Annotated in this window: 16 protein-coding genes; 4 read left to right on the top strand and 12 right to left on the bottom strand. The window is 60.2% G+C overall.

Annotation, left to right across the window (positions count from 1 at the left end; all coding sequences use genetic code 11):
- Positions 1-30: 30 nt before the first annotated feature.
- Both BMZ57_RS07130 and BMZ57_RS07125 read right to left on the bottom strand, forming a co-directional pair.
- Positions 31-498, bottom strand: coding sequence for a WbuC family cupin fold metalloprotein (locus tag BMZ57_RS07130; protein WP_021491878.1), 468 nt, complete (start codon positions 496-498; stop codon positions 31-33).
- Positions 499-501: 3 nt separating this feature from the next.
- Positions 502-1,059 (bottom strand): hypoxanthine-guanine phosphoribosyltransferase, encoded by a 558-nt coding sequence (locus BMZ57_RS07125; protein WP_010213093.1) that lies wholly within the window; start codon positions 1,057-1,059, stop codon positions 502-504.
- A gap of 164 nt (positions 1,060-1,223) precedes the next feature.
- Between BMZ57_RS07125 and upp the strand changes: the two genes are divergently transcribed.
- On the top strand, positions 1,224-1,862 hold the full coding sequence (gene upp, locus BMZ57_RS07120; protein ID WP_010213094.1) for a uracil phosphoribosyltransferase: 639 nt from the start codon (positions 1,224-1,226) through the stop codon (positions 1,860-1,862).
- Positions 1,863-1,864: 2 nt separating this feature from the next.
- The gene (locus BMZ57_RS07115) at positions 1,865-3,139 is read left to right on the top strand and encodes a uracil-xanthine permease family protein (protein ID WP_010213095.1); all 1,275 of its coding nucleotides are present in this window, start codon (positions 1,865-1,867) and stop codon (positions 3,137-3,139) included.
- Positions 3,140-3,264: 125 nt separating this feature from the next.
- On the opposite strand, the gene hisC is transcribed toward BMZ57_RS07115, so the two are convergent.
- The 10 genes from hisC to BMZ57_RS07060 all read right to left on the bottom strand — a co-directional run bounded on the left by hisC (position 3,265) and on the right by BMZ57_RS07060 (position 11,301).
- The gene (hisC, locus tag BMZ57_RS07110) at positions 3,265-4,317 is read right to left on the bottom strand and encodes a histidinol-phosphate transaminase (RefSeq protein ID WP_010213097.1); all 1,053 of its coding nucleotides are present in this window, start codon (positions 4,315-4,317) and stop codon (positions 3,265-3,267) included.
- A gap of 3 nt (positions 4,318-4,320) precedes the next feature.
- On the bottom strand, positions 4,321-5,643 hold the full coding sequence (hisD, locus tag BMZ57_RS07105; protein WP_010213100.1) for a histidinol dehydrogenase: 1,323 nt from the start codon (positions 5,641-5,643) through the stop codon (positions 4,321-4,323).
- Positions 5,644-5,771: 128 nt separating this feature from the next.
- The gene (gene hisG / locus BMZ57_RS07100; RefSeq protein WP_010213102.1) at positions 5,772-6,407 is read right to left on the bottom strand and encodes an ATP phosphoribosyltransferase; all 636 of its coding nucleotides are present in this window, start codon (positions 6,405-6,407) and stop codon (positions 5,772-5,774) included.
- Between the two features lie 213 nt (positions 6,408-6,620).
- Positions 6,621-7,886 (bottom strand): UDP-N-acetylglucosamine 1-carboxyvinyltransferase, encoded by a 1,266-nt coding sequence (gene murA / locus BMZ57_RS07090; RefSeq protein WP_010213103.1) that lies wholly within the window; start codon positions 7,884-7,886, stop codon positions 6,621-6,623.
- A 23-nt stretch (positions 7,887-7,909) separates the two neighbouring features.
- Positions 7,910-8,149 (bottom strand): BolA family protein, encoded by a 240-nt coding sequence (locus BMZ57_RS07085; RefSeq protein ID WP_003188597.1) that lies wholly within the window; start codon positions 8,147-8,149, stop codon positions 7,910-7,912.
- 114 nt (positions 8,150-8,263) lie between these two features.
- On the bottom strand, positions 8,264-8,569 hold the full coding sequence (locus tag BMZ57_RS07080) for an STAS domain-containing protein (RefSeq protein ID WP_010213104.1): 306 nt from the start codon (positions 8,567-8,569) through the stop codon (positions 8,264-8,266).
- Positions 8,566-9,216 carry an MlaC/ttg2D family ABC transporter substrate-binding protein gene (locus BMZ57_RS07075; protein WP_010213105.1) on the bottom strand — a complete coding sequence of 217 codons (651 nt, stop codon included), beginning with the start codon at positions 9,214-9,216 and terminating at the stop codon, positions 8,566-8,568. Before BMZ57_RS07075 ends, BMZ57_RS07080 begins: the two co-directional genes overlap by 4 nt.
- Before the next feature lie 11 nt (positions 9,217-9,227).
- Positions 9,228-9,695, bottom strand: coding sequence for an outer membrane lipid asymmetry maintenance protein MlaD (gene mlaD / locus BMZ57_RS07070; RefSeq protein WP_010213106.1), 468 nt, complete (start codon positions 9,693-9,695; stop codon positions 9,228-9,230).
- Positions 9,695-10,492, bottom strand: coding sequence for a lipid asymmetry maintenance ABC transporter permease subunit MlaE (mlaE, locus tag BMZ57_RS07065; RefSeq protein WP_010213107.1), 798 nt, complete (start codon positions 10,490-10,492; stop codon positions 9,695-9,697). The genes mlaD and mlaE overlap by 1 nt, the downstream gene beginning before the upstream one ends.
- Positions 10,492-11,301, bottom strand: a complete 810-nt coding sequence (locus BMZ57_RS07060; protein ID WP_003171811.1) for an ATP-binding cassette domain-containing protein — start codon at positions 11,299-11,301, stop codon at positions 10,492-10,494. Before BMZ57_RS07060 ends, mlaE begins: the two co-directional genes overlap by 1 nt.
- A gap of 298 nt (positions 11,302-11,599) precedes the next feature.
- Here BMZ57_RS07060 and BMZ57_RS07055 point away from each other — a divergent pair, with 298 nt between their 5' ends.
- A complete protein-coding gene (locus BMZ57_RS07055; RefSeq protein ID WP_010213108.1) occupies positions 11,600-12,574 on the top strand; it encodes a KpsF/GutQ family sugar-phosphate isomerase in 975 nt (324 codons plus the stop codon).
- Positions 12,575-13,099, top strand: coding sequence for a KdsC family phosphatase (locus tag BMZ57_RS07050; protein ID WP_010213109.1), 525 nt, complete (start codon positions 12,575-12,577; stop codon positions 13,097-13,099).
- Positions 13,100-13,106 lie beyond the last annotated feature (7 nt).

Here is a 13,106-nt window from a genome sequence, read left to right as displayed (position 1 = left end):
GCTCCGGCAAGATGGGCCCAGCACTGTAGCTCAATCGAACTGGGCAAGCATCCAGCGTTGATACTCGGCCACGCCGGCATCGCCTTCGCGGGGCGCCCAATCGGCCAGCTCGCCTTCGCCCACCGGACGATACGGGCCGGCCTTGCACTCGAACATCACCGTGTTGGGCTCCAGCACCACCAAACCGTGGAACACGCCGGGAGGAAGATCAACGCCAGCGCATTCGCCACCCGCCTGCATCACGCGTCTGGCGAGCACTTCGCCGGTTTCGCTGAACACCAGCACACCCAGGCGGCCCTGCAGCACGAGCAAGGTTTCCGCCTTGTCCGCGCTCAGGTGCCGATGAGGCGGCACATAAGTGTCAGGCTGCAACCCCACAGCGAGACGGTGACACGGCTCTTCCATTTGATGGAAATTATGATGGTGCCGGCCACGAGGGCTGGCGCCCGCTTTCTCGGCCAGTTCGGCAAACAGCGTCTGATCAAGAAAACGGGCCATGGCTTACATCCCTTTGACGGCGTAAATGCCATTGGCATTGCGCCAGTAGCCTTTGTAATCCATGCCGTAACCGAAGATGTAGCGGTCGATGCACGGCAGGCCGACGTAATCGGCCTTCAGATCTGGGCGGGCCTTGCGATCATGGTCTTTGTCGATCAGCACAGCGGTGTGCACTTTGCGCGCGCCGGCGTGTTTGCAGAAGTCGATGATCGCGCCCAGGGTGTGACCTTCATCAAGGATGTCGTCGATGATCAGCACGTCGCGATCGATGAACGAGACTTCCGGCTTGGCTTTCCAGAACAGATCGCCGCCGCTGGTTTCGTTGCGATAGCGGGTGGCGTGCAGGTAGGACGCTTCCAGCGGGAATTGCAGATGAGTCAGCAATTTTCCGGCGAAGATCAGGCCACCGTTCATCACGCAGAAGACCACCGGGTTGGTGTCGGCCATTTCGCGGGTGATGTGCGCGCCAACCTTGGCGATCGCCTCTTCGACTTGCGCTTCGGTGTACAGGCAGTCAGCCTCGCGCATGATTTGACGGATATGCTCGAGATCAGCGGACATGGCGCTCTCCAAGGGGGTGCTGTGGCAAGAAAAGCGGGCGAAGGTACGCTTCTCGTGCGCTCCGAGCAAGCCTTAATGGACTAACGTACTAGATGTCTATAGGACAACACCCTCGGATAGATTAATCTAGGCCGGTTTTTTTGCCCGCCGCCGGAGCCTTTCCCATGCCCACTCGCGAGATCCGCCACCCGCTGATCCGACACAAGCTCGGCCTTATGCGCCGCGCCGACATTAGCACGAAGAACTTCCGTGAGCTTGCTCAGGAAGTCGGAGCGTTGCTCACTTACGAAGCCACCAAGGATTTGCCCCTGGAAACCTACGAGATCCCCGGTTGGGCCGGTCCCGTCCAGGTGGAGAAAATCGCTGGTAAGAAAATCACTGTGGTCCCGATCCTGCGCGCCGGTATCGGCATGCTCGAAGGCGTACTCAGCCTGATCCCGGGCGCCAAGGTCAGCGCTGTGGGCGTAGCCCGCAACGAAGAGACGCTGGAAGCCCACACCTACCTGGAAAAACTCGTTCCGGAAATCAACGAACGCCTGGCGATGATCATCGACCCGATGCTGGCCACCGGCAGCTCCATGGTTGCCACCATCGACCTGCTGAAAAAGGCCGGTTGCCGGGACATCCGCGCCATGGTCCTCGTCGCTGCCCCCGAAGGCATCGCGGCCGTCGAGAAGGCCCATCCGGACGTGCAGATCTACACCGCGTCCATCGATGAGCGCCTGAACGAACACGGCTACATCATCCCAGGCCTGGGCGATGCCGGTGACAAGATCTTCGGCACCAAGCAGAAGGACGCTTGAGCATGCAGGATGAATTCAACGACCCGCTTTGGCGCCAGATCCTGTCTGGCGCACAGATGCTCTTCGTAGCATTTGGCGCGTTGGTGTTGATGCCGCTGATCACAGGTCTTGATCCAAACGTTGCCCTGTTCACCGCGGGCCTGGGCACGCTGTTGTTCCAGCTGGTGACAGGGCGGCAGGTGCCGGTTTTCCTGGCGTCGAGCTTTGCCTTTATCACCCCGATCATTCTCGCCAAGGGCCAGTTCGGCCTCGCGGCGACCATGGGCGGGGTGATGGCGGCCGGGTTCGTGTATACCTTCCTCGGTCTGGCGGTGAAGATCAAAGGCACCGGGTTCATCGATCGGCTGTTACCGCCGGTGGTTATCGGGCCGGTGATTATTTCCATTGGCCTGGCCATGGCGCCGATCGCCGCCAATATGGCGATGGGCAAGTCAGGCGATGGCGCCGAGCTGATCCATTACCAGACGGCGATGATGATCTCGATGCCGGCGCTGCTGACCACGCTGATCGTGGCGGTGTTCGGCAAAGGCATTTTCCGCCTGGTGCCGATCATCTCCGGCGTGCTGGTGGGGTTTGCCATGTCGTTCTACTTTGGCGTGGTCGACACAGCGAAGATCGCCGCCGCGCCATGGTTCGCCCTGCCCCACTTCACCGCGCCGGAATTCAACTGGCAGGCGATTCTGTTCATCGTGCCGGTGGCCCTGGCCCCGGCGATCGAGCATATCGGCGGTGTGATTGCGGTGGGTAGCGTGACCGGTCGCGACTACTTGAAGAAGCCCGGCCTGCACCGCACCCTGCTGGGCGACGGCATTGCCACCACGGCAGCCGGCCTGTTTGGCGGCCCGCCCAACACCACCTACGCCGAGGTGACTGGCGCGGTGATGCTGACCAAGAACTACAACCCGAAAATCATGACCTGGGCGGCGGTGTTCGCCATCAGCCTGGCGTTTATCGGTAAGTTCGGCGCGCTGCTGCAAAGTATCCCGGTGCCAGTGATGGGCGGGATTCTGTGTCTGCTGTTCGGCTCTATCGCCGCCGTGGGCATGAACACGCTGATCCGCCACAGGATCGACCTGGGCGAAGCGCGCAACCTGGTGATCGTCTCGGTGACGTTGGTGTTCGGGATTGGCGGTGTGCTGGTGGGTACCGGCACCGGCCCGGATGATTTCGGCCTCAAGGGCATCGCCCTGTGTGCGGTGGTAGCGATTGGTTTGAACCTGCTGCTGCCGGGCAATGATGGCTGGAAGAACAAGAAGCCGGATGAGCCGCTGCTCTAATTAACACCGCAAAACCGAATGTGGGAGCGGGCTTGCTCGCGAAGGCAGTGTATCAGTCGCATACCTTTCGACTGACACTCCGCTTTCGCGAGCAAGCCCGCTCCCACATGTGTTTTCAGCGGCTGTTAGAGCTCGCCAAGGCCATCAATCAGCGCCTGGTTCTGTTCAGGCGTACCGATGCTGATCCGCAGGAACTGGGCAATCCGCTCCTGCTTGAAGTGCCGCACGATCACCCCTTGCTCACGCAACTTGGCCGCCAGGCCAGCAGCGTCATACTCAGGATGGCGAGCAAAGATGAAGTTGGCTGCCGACGGCAACACCTCAAAACCCTTCTCCTCCAATTGAGCGACGAGCGTGTTACGGCTATCGATGACCCATTGGCAGGTCTTCTCGAAGTACTCACGGTCCTCGAACGCCGCCGCCGCGCCGACAATCGCCAGGCGATCCAGCGGATAGGAGTTGAAGCTGTTCTTGACCCGCTCCAGCGCCTCGATCAGGTCCGGATGGCCCACGGCCAGGCCTACACGCAAACCGGCCAGTGAGCGCGATTTGGACAGGGTCTGGGTCACCAGCAGGTTCGGGTAACGGTCCACCAGGCTGATAGCGGTTTCACCACCGAAGTCGATATAGGCTTCGTCGACCACCACCACCGAATCCGGGCTGGCCTTGAGGATCTGCTCCACCGCGTCCAGCGCCAGTACTGTGCCAGTCGGCGCGTTCGGGTTGGGGAAGATGATCCCACCGTTGGGCTTGGCGTAATCCGCCACACGAATCTGGAACTGTTCATCCAGCGGCACCGGATCCGACTGGATGCCATAAAGGCCGCAGTACACCGGGTAGAAGCTGTAGCTGATATCCGGGAACAGCAGCGGCAGGTCGTGCTGGAACAGCCCGTGAAAGATGTGCGCCAGGACTTCGTCGGAACCGTTGCCGAGGAACACTTTGCCGGCGTCGATCCCGTAATACTTGGCGACCGCCTGCTTGAGCAGGTCGCTGTTCGGATCCGGGTACAGGCGCAGGTTATCGTTCAACTCCGCCTGCATCGCTGCCAACGCCTTGGGCGATGGGCCGTAGGGGTTTTCATTGGTGTTGAGCTTGACCAGCTTGGTCAGCTTGGGTTGTTCGCCGGGCACGTAAGGCACCAGGTCCTTGACGAAAGGGCTCCAGAATTTACTCATGTCTCAGTTCCCCTTCTCATCAAGGATGCGGTATTCGGCGCTACGGGCGTGGGCGCTCAGGGATTCACCACGGGCCAGCACCGAGGCAGTCTTGCCCAGCTCGGAGGCGCCCTGCGGCGAACAGAAGATGATCGATGAACGCTTCTGGAAGTCATACACCCCCAGCGGCGACGAGAAACGCGCGGTGCCGGACGTCGGCAGCACGTGGTTCGGGCCTGCGCAGTAGTCGCCCAGGGCTTCACTGGTGTGACGGCCCATGAAGATCGCGCCGGCGTGGCGAATCGACGGCAGCCAGGCTTGTGGATCGGCAACGGACAGTTCCAAGTGCTCTGGCGCGATGCGGTTGGCCACTTCGATGGCCTGCTCCATGTCGCGCACCAGGATCAACGCGCCCCGGCCATTGATCGACTTCTCGATGATTTCGGCGCGGTCCATGGTCGGCAGCAACTTATTGATGCTGGCCGCAACCTTGTCGAGGAACTCGGCGTCCGGGCTGACCAGAATCGCCTGGGCGTCTTCGTCGTGTTCGGCCTGGGAAAACAGGTCCATGGCGATCCAGTCCGGATCGGTCTGGCCATCGCACACCACGAGAATTTCCGAAGGGCCGGCGATCATGTCGATACCGACCTGCCCAAACACATGACGCTTGGCGGTGGCGACGTAGATGTTGCCGGGCCCCACCACCTTGTCGACCTTCGGCACGCTTTCGGTGCCATACGCCAGGGCCGCGACGGCTTGGGCGCCGCCGATGGTGAACACACGGTCGACGCCGGCGATGCAGGCGGCCGCCAGCACCAGCTCGTTGATTTCACCGCGCGGGGTCGGCACCACCATGACCACTTCGGTCACGCCTGCCACTTTGGCCGGGATCGCGTTCATCAGCACCGACGACGGGTAAGACGCCTTGCCACCCGGCACGTACAGGCCGGCACGGTCCAGCGGCGTGACCTTCTGGCCCAGCACGGTGCCGTCGGCCTCGGTGTAGCTCCAGGAATCCTGCTTCTGCTTTTCGTGGTAGCTGCGCACCCGCGCCGCCGCGACTTCCAGAGCTTCGCGCTGAGGTGCAGTGATGCGCGTCAGGGCCAGCTCCAGGCGTTCGCGCGGCAGGATCAGGTCGGACATCGACGCGACGTCCAGGCCATCGAACTGGCGGGTAAAGTCCACCAACGCCGCATCACCGCGCTCGCGCACGGCCTTGATGATGTCGAGTACTCGCCCGTTGACCGAATCGTCGGACACGCTTTCCCAGCTCAGCAGATGATCCAGATGATGGGCGAAATCCGGGTCGGCAGCGTTGAGTCGGGCAATTGCAGTGGACGTGGTCATAGCGAGGGCCTCAATAGAATTGGCAAAAACTCAGGCGCCCTAAATTAGCAGTCGTTTCCGCTTGGGCACCTGAGAATTCTGGCTATGAGGCGGATAGACGGGCGCAGCCTTCCGGCTACGCGGGTAAGTCAACCGCGGTGTCGCGACTCCACTGCCTTGCGCAGGGTGTCGATCAACGCCTGGATACGGGCGTGCTGCATCTTCATTGATGCTTTGTTGACGATCAGGCGGGAGCTGATGTCGGCAATGAATTCTTGCGGCTCAAGACCGTTGGCACGCAGGGTGTTGCCGGTGTCGACCACGTCGATGATCTTGTCGGCCAGGCCGATCAACGGTGCCAGCTCCATCGAACCGTAGAGCTTGATGATATCGACCTGACGGCCTTGTTCGGCGTAGTAGCGCTTGGCAACGTTGACGAATTTGGTCGCCACGCGCAAACGGCCCTTAGGCTCGACGTCGCCGACGCGGCCGGCGGTCATCAGCTTGCACAGGGCGATACGCAGGTCCAATGGCTCGTACAGGCCCTGGCCGCCGTATTCCATCAGCACGTCCTTACCGGCGACACCGAGGTCAGCCGCGCCATGCTCAACGTAGGTCGGCACGTCGGTGGCCCGCACGATCAACAGGCGAACGTCGTCCTGGGTCGTGGGGATGATCAGCTTGCGGCTCTTGTCCGGATTCTCGGTCGGCACGATGCCCGCTTCAGCCAGAAGCGGCAACGTGTCGTCAAGGATGCGGCCCTTTGACAGTGCGATGGTCAACATGGGAAACGTCAGTCCTTCATCAGGCTATTGCTGTCCGATCGCAAACGGCGCCGGACACAGATCGAGGCCATTACAGCCTCGATTTGAAACAAATCAGTGTTTGTAGCAGCGAGCTTGCTCGCGAAGAACTCATGGACACCGCGTTGATTCTGGATAAACACGTTATCGTTGAGGTCTTTCGCGAGCAAGCTTGCTCCTACAGTGCAGCAGGGACTAGCCCGGTACGCGGCGGATTTTCGCGCCGAGCATCTGCAGTTTCTCTTCGATGCACTCGTAGCCACGATCTATGTGGTAGATGCGGTCGATCAACGTGTCGCCTTCGGCGATCAGTGCCGAGATCACCAGGCTGGCCGAAGCCCGCAGGTCGGTAGCCATCACTGGCGCACCCTTGAGTTTCTCGGTGCCAGTCACGATGGCGGTATTGCCTTCGACCTGGATCTTCGCGCCCATGCGGTGCAGTTCATACACGTGCATGAAGCGGTTTTCGAAGATGGTCTCGATCACGGCGCCGGTGCCTTCGGCAATGGCGTTCAAGGAGATGAACTGCGCCTGCATGTCGGTCGGAAACGCCGGGTACGGCGCGGTACGCACGTTGACGGCTTTAGGACGCTTGCCGTGCATGTTCAGCTCGATCCAGTCTTCACCGGTGGTGATTTCGGCACCGGCTTCGCGCAGTTTTTCCAGGACCGCTTCCAGGATGGTCGGATCGGTGTCCTTGACCTTGACGCGGCCACCGGTCACGGCAGCAGCAACCAGGTAGGTGCCGGTCTCGATACGGTCGGGCATGACCTTGTAGGTTGCAGTGTGCAGGCGCTCTACACCATCGATGGTGATGGTGTCGGTGCCGGCACCGGAAACCTTGGCACCCATGGCGTTCAGGAAGTTGGCCAGATCGACCACTTCCGGCTCGCGCGCGGCGTTCTGCAGCACGCTGCGGCCTTTGGCCAGGGCAGCAGCCATCATGATGTTCTCGGTACCGGTCACGCTGACGGTATCAAAGAAGAAGTTCGCGCCACGCAGGCCGCCTTCCGGCGCCTTGGCCTTGATGTAGCCGCCTTCAACGTCGATGACTGCGCCCATGGCTTCGAGGCCACGGATGTGCAGGTCCACCGGACGCGAACCGATGGCGCAACCGCCAGGCAGGGCGACTTCGGCCTCACCAAAACGGGCAACCATCGGGCCCAGCACCAGGATCGACGCACGCATGGTTTTCACCAATTCGTACGGGGCGATCAAGGTCTTGATGGTGCGCGGATCGATTTCGACGGCCAGTTTCTCGTCGATCACCGGCTCGATACCCATACGACCGAACAACTCGATCATGGTGGTGATGTCGTGCAGGTGCGGCAGGTTAGCCACGGTAACCGGGCCATCGCACAGCAGGGTCGCTGCCAGGATCGGCAAGGCGGAGTTTTTTGCACCGGAGATGCGAATTTCGCCATCAAGGCGGGCACCGCCGGTAATAATCAATTTATCCATAAGAATCTCGACGCCTTGGGGGCTCAGGTGCGCTCGGCCCAGGCCGCGCGGCTGAAAAATTTCATAGTGACCGCATGGATGCTGCCATCGGTGATCCACGGGTTCAAATGGGCATAGATCTGCTGCTGACGCTTGACCGGGCTGAGTGCCGCCAGTTCATCGCTAATCACGTTCAGCTGGAAGTTGCAGCCTTCGCCTTCAACTTCTACGGTCGTTTCCGGCAGCTTTCCTTCAAGAAAGCTCTTAACTTCTAGGGCCTGCATGCTCAACCTCTATCGGCGCCCAGTGCGCGCGGGTCGCACATCATACAAAAAAGCCCCGCGCCTGCGAACCCCGCATAGCAGGACTCTGACGGGGGGCCTCTTTAATGATGTGTATTAAGGATGGGCCAGCAGTTCGGTCAGACCGGAAACTTCGGCAATTTCACGCATGTCTTCGGGCATTGCGCGGATGCTGACGGGCTTTTTCGCCGCTTGGGCATCACGCATGAAGCACAGCAACAACGATAAACCGACGCTGCTGGACTTGGTCACCGCCGAACAATCCAGCACCAACGCGGGCGCGGAACTGGTCTTGATCAGTGCCTGGCCCTGCTTGCGCAGGTCAGGCCCGGTGAGGTAATCCAGCACGCCGCTGATGAACAGCTCGCCGGCATCGCCTAGACGAACAGCCGCTTCAGTCATTGCGCAGGCTTCCCGGAAGCTTGTTTGTCGGTTTCTTCCTTGGCCTTGGCGACTTCGCCGGCCCAACCATTGATGGTCTTGTCCAGGTCATTGCCATTGCGTTGCATGGCGTCGGCGAACTGGTCACGGAACAGCTTGCCGATGTTGATCCCGTTGATGATCACATTACGCAGCTTCCACTCGCCGTTGATCTTTTCCAGGGTGTACTGCACCGGGTAGACGGCGCCGTTATTGCCCTTGACGCTCATGTTGACGCTGGTGCGATCACCGGACTCGTCACCGGCTGGAGCGACGGTAATCCCCTGGTTGTTGTACTCAAGCAAAGCGTTGCCGTAGAACTGGAACAGGCCTTTCTTGAAGTTTTCCTGGAAAGTCTGCATCTGCGCGGGAGTTGCCTTGCGCGAATACTTGACCGTCATGATGCTGCGGGAAATGCCTTCGGCATCGACCACCGGGCCGACAATGGTGTTGAGCGCGTCGTAGAACTTACTCGGGTCTTGCTTGTACTGCTCTTTATTGGCAGTCAGGTCAGCCAGCATCTTGCTGGTCGTGTCCTGCACCAGCTCGTGCGCAGAACCTGCAGCGTTAGCCATCAGCGGCAGCGCTGCCAACAACACCAGCAGGCCACGTCGCAAGGTAGAGATCATGAACAGATTCCTCATTTGGCGTCTTTATTGACCGTATTAAGCAGGAATTTACCGATCAGGTCTTCAAGCACCAGCGACGACTGTGTGTCGTGGATTGTCGAGCCATCCTTGAGCAGGGCTGTTTCCCCACCCACGCTGATACCGATGTATTTTTCGCCCAGCAGACCCGCAGTGAGGATAGATGCAGTGGAGTCGGTCGGCAGATTATCTACCTTCTTGTCCAGTTGCAGGGTCACTCGCCCGGTGAAGCTGTCGCGGTCCAGATCGATTGCCGTGACCTTGCCGATGGTCACACCGGCCATGGTCACTTTAGCTCTGACAGTCAAACCGGCGAGATTATCGAAGTACGCGTAAAGTTTATATGTATCGGCGGTGGGGCTGGCCGACAGGCCACTGACTCGCAGGGCCAACAAGAGTAAAGCCAGGATGCCAGCCAGCAAGAAAAGGCCGACACCGATTTCCACAGTGCGGTTTTGCATCAGAAATCTCCAAACATCAAGGCGGTCAAAATGAAGTCAAGGCCCAGTACCGCCAGCGAGGCGTACACAACGGTCTTGGTGGTGGCGCGACTGATCCCTTCTGAAGTGGGCTCACAGTCGTAGCCTTGGAATACGGCGATCCAGGTGACGACAAAGGCGAAGACAATGCTCTTTATGATGCCGTTGAGCACGTCACCGCTGAAGGTCACGCTGTTTTGCATGTTGGCCCAGTAGGAGCCGTCGTAGACGCCCAGCCAGTCCACCGCCACCCACGAACCGCCCCAGATACCGACCACGCTGAAGATCATCGCCAGCAGTGGCAGGGAAATGAAGCCGGCCCACAGGCGCGGGGCAACAATGTACTTGAGCGGATCCACGCCGATCATTTCGAGGCTGGACAGCTGTTCAGTGGACTTCATGTTGCCGATTTCGGCGGTCAGCGCGGAACCCGCACGCCCGGCGAACAACAAGGCAGTCACCACCGGCCCCAGTTCACGCAACAGCGTCAGGGCGACCATCTGCCCCACCGCCTGCTCCGAACCGTAGCTGGAAAGAATATTGAAGCCCTGCAACGCCAGCACCATGCCGATGAATACCCCGGAGACCACGATGATCACCAGGGACATCACGCCTACCGAATGCAGCTGCTTGATCAACAGGCCGAAGCCGCCGCCAATGCCGCCGCGACCGAGCAGGGCGTGGAACAGGAAAATCGTCGAACGACCGAGCACTTCGACAATGTCGATACCCGAACGACCGAAAAGGCGAACCTTCTCGATGAGAGATGTCTTGCGCATCAGCGCTTCCCCAGAAGATCTGAGCGGTAATCCGCTGCCGGAAAGTGAAAAGGCACCGGGCCATCAGGATCGCCGGTCATGAATTGGCGAATGCGCGGGTTGTCGGCGTTCATCAGTTCTTCGGGCGTGCCCTGCCCCAGCACCTGGCCATCGCCGACGACATAGAGGTAATCGGCAATGCTCGCGGTTTCTGCCAAATCGTGGGAGACCACAATGCTGGTGATGCCCAACGCATCGTTCAGCAAGCGGATCAAACGCACCAGCACGCCCATGGCGATGGGGTCCTGACCGACAAAAGGCTCGTCATACATGAGGATCTGCGGGTCGAGGGCAATGGCACGCGCCAGGGCCACACGGCGCTTCATGCCGCCGGACAGCTCGTCAGGCATCAGGTCGATGGCACCGCGAAGGCCTACGGCCTGCAGTTTCAGCAACACAATGTCACGAATCATTTCATCGGACAGCTGGGTATGCACCCGCAGCGGAAAGGCCACGTTCTCGAAAACATCGAGGTCGGTGAACAGCGCACCGCTCTGGAACAGCACACCCATATGCTTGCGCGCATCGAACAGATCACTGCGCGACAGCGTCGGCAGGTTCTGGCCATTGACCCACACTTCGCCGGCACTGGGGCGCAATTGCATGCCCATCAGGCGCAACAGGGTGGTCTTGCCGCAACCGGAAGGCCCCATGATGCCCGTGACCTTGCCGCGCGGAATGCGGATATCGACGTTATTGAAGATGCTGCGCGTCCCGCGCTTGAAGGTCAGTCCCTTCAGCTCGACCGCGTAGGCGTTATCGGCACTCATCTAAACTCCTTGGGATGCAGCCTCTCACTCAGACACCACGCTTGCGACAAACGTTTGCAACCGTTGTGCAATAGTTGGCCACGTGGGCTGGGCGGACCGAACTGGCGGCGAACTATATCACTGCTGGTACAGGGCGCCCAAGGCCGGAACAGCGCTTGTTCAGATTGGGGACAGGGAAAAATCATTGCTTGGGATGAATCTCAGGCGCATTGCGAACAAACCCTGACGAACTAGCGTGAGGGAATTGATCATTACCGCTATAATCGCCGACTTTTCGTCAGGCTATACGATTTCAGACATGAGCCAATCCAGCGACCTTATTCAATCCGCACAACGCACCATTCGCCTCGAGCTTGAAGCCGTAGAAGGCTTGCTGGCGCATATCGACGCAGATTTCGTACGCGCGTGCGAGATGATTCTGGCCAGCAAGGGCCGGGTTGTCGTGGTCGGCATGGGCAAGTCGGGTCACGTCGGCAACAAGATCGCCGCCACCCTGGCCAGCACCGGGACCACTGCGTTTTTCGTGCACCCGGCCGAGGCCAGCCACGGCGATATGGGCATGATCACCAAGGATGACATCATCCTGGCGCTGTCCAACTCCGGCACCACCAACGAAATCGTGACCCTGCTGCCACTGATCAAGCGCCTGGGCATACAGATGATCAGCCTCACCGGCAACCCGGAATCGACCCTGGCCAAGGCCGCCGACGTAAACCTGAATGTTCACGTGGCCCACGAGGCCTGCCCGCTGAACCTCGCGCCCACCTCCTCCACCACCGCGGCGCTGGTCATGGGTGACGCCCTGGCTGTGGCGCTGCTGGAAGCCCGTGGGTTTACCGCTGAAGACTTCGCTTTTTCCCATCCCGGTGGCGCCCTGGGCCGCCGCCTGCTGTTGAAAGTGGAAAACGTCATGCATTCCGGTGATGAACTGCCCCACGTCCAGCGCGGCACCTTGTTGAAGGACGCGCTGATGGAAATGACCCGCAAAGGCCTGGGCATGACCGTGATCCTGGAAGACAACGGCCGCCTGGCCGGGGTCTTTACCGACGGCGACCTGCGCCGCACCCTGGACCGCACCATTGATATCCACACCGCCACCATCGATGCGGTGATGACCCCCCATGGCAAGACCGCCCGCCCTGAAATGCTGGCCGCCGAAGCCTTGAAGATCATGGAAGACCACAAGATCGGTGCGCTGGTGGTGGTCGATGCCAATGACCACCCGATCGGCGCCCTGAACATGCACGACTTGCTGCGTGCGGGAGTGATGTAAATGACCAGCGACCTGTTGCAACGCGGTAAAAACATCAAGTTGGCGATTTTCGACGTCGATGGCGTGCTGACCGATGGCCGCCTGTACTTCCTCGAAGACGGCAGCGAATTCAAGACGTTCAACACCCTCGACGGCCAGGGCATCAAAATGCTGATGGCGTCAGGCGTGCAAACGGCAATCATCAGTGGCCGGAAAACTCCGGTTGTGGAACGCCGCGCACAAAATCTGGGGATTCCTCACCTGTATCAGGGCCGCGAGGATAAACTGGTGGTTCTGGACGAGCTTCTTGGCCAACTCAACCTAAGCTATGAGCAGGTCGCCTACTTGGGCGATGACCTGCCAGACCTGCCGGTGATCCGCCGGGTGGGCTTGGGCATGGCGGTCGCCAATGCAGCGGCATTTGTTCGCGAGCATGCCCACGGCATCACCACCGCCCGTGGCGGCGAAGGTGCCGCCCGCGAGTTCTGCGAGCTGATCCTGCGTGCCCAGGGCAGCCTTGAAGCGGCCCACGCCGCCTACTTATAGAGCGTTT

The sequence above is a fragment of the Pseudomonas simiae genome (genome assembly GCF_900111895.1).
GTDB classification, from domain to species: domain Bacteria; phylum Pseudomonadota; class Gammaproteobacteria; order Pseudomonadales; family Pseudomonadaceae; genus Aquipseudomonas; species Aquipseudomonas simiae.
Note: the sequence above shows the minus strand (reverse complement) of the source record. Positions and strands in the feature narration are given on the sequence as shown.

Bases quoted from the DNA above. Each gene is read 5' to 3' on its own strand.
- BMZ57_RS07055 (WP_010213108.1), top strand. From the start codon at position 11,600: ATGAGCCAATCCAGCGACCTTATTCAATCCGCACAACGCACCATTCGC.
- BMZ57_RS07115 (WP_010213095.1), top strand. From the start codon at position 1,865: ATGCAGGATGAATTCAACGACCCGCTTTGGCGCCAGATCCTGTCTGGC.
- BMZ57_RS07130 (WP_021491878.1), bottom strand. From the start codon at position 498: ATGGCCCGTTTTCTTGATCAGACGCTGTTTGCCGAACTGGCCGAGAAA.
- BMZ57_RS07060 (WP_003171811.1), bottom strand. From the start codon at position 11,301: ATGAGTGCCGATAACGCCTACGCGGTCGAGCTGAAGGGACTGACCTTC.
- murA (WP_010213103.1), bottom strand. From the start codon at position 7,886: ATGGATAAATTGATTATTACCGGCGGTGCCCGCCTTGATGGCGAAATT.
- BMZ57_RS07080 (WP_010213104.1), bottom strand. From the start codon at position 8,569: ATGACTGAAGCGGCTGTTCGTCTAGGCGATGCCGGCGAGCTGTTCATC.
- BMZ57_RS07125 (WP_010213093.1), bottom strand. From the start codon at position 1,059: ATGTCCGCTGATCTCGAGCATATCCGTCAAATCATGCGCGAGGCTGAC.
- upp (WP_010213094.1), top strand. From the start codon at position 1,224: ATGCCCACTCGCGAGATCCGCCACCCGCTGATCCGACACAAGCTCGGC.
- BMZ57_RS07085 (WP_003188597.1), bottom strand. From the start codon at position 8,149: ATGCAGGCCCTAGAAGTTAAGAGCTTTCTTGAAGGAAAGCTGCCGGAA.
- hisD (WP_010213100.1), bottom strand. From the start codon at position 5,643: ATGACCACGTCCACTGCAATTGCCCGACTCAACGCTGCCGACCCGGAT.
- BMZ57_RS07050 (WP_010213109.1), top strand. From the start codon at position 12,575: ATGACCAGCGACCTGTTGCAACGCGGTAAAAACATCAAGTTGGCGATT.
- hisG (WP_010213102.1), bottom strand. From the start codon at position 6,407: ATGTTGACCATCGCACTGTCAAAGGGCCGCATCCTTGACGACACGTTG.
- mlaD (WP_010213106.1), bottom strand. From the start codon at position 9,695: ATGCAAAACCGCACTGTGGAAATCGGTGTCGGCCTTTTCTTGCTGGCT.
- BMZ57_RS07075 (WP_010213105.1), bottom strand. From the start codon at position 9,216: ATGATCTCTACCTTGCGACGTGGCCTGCTGGTGTTGTTGGCAGCGCTG.
- hisC (WP_010213097.1), bottom strand. From the start codon at position 4,317: ATGAGTAAATTCTGGAGCCCTTTCGTCAAGGACCTGGTGCCTTACGTG.
- mlaE (WP_010213107.1), bottom strand. From the start codon at position 10,492: ATGCGCAAGACATCTCTCATCGAGAAGGTTCGCCTTTTCGGTCGTTCG.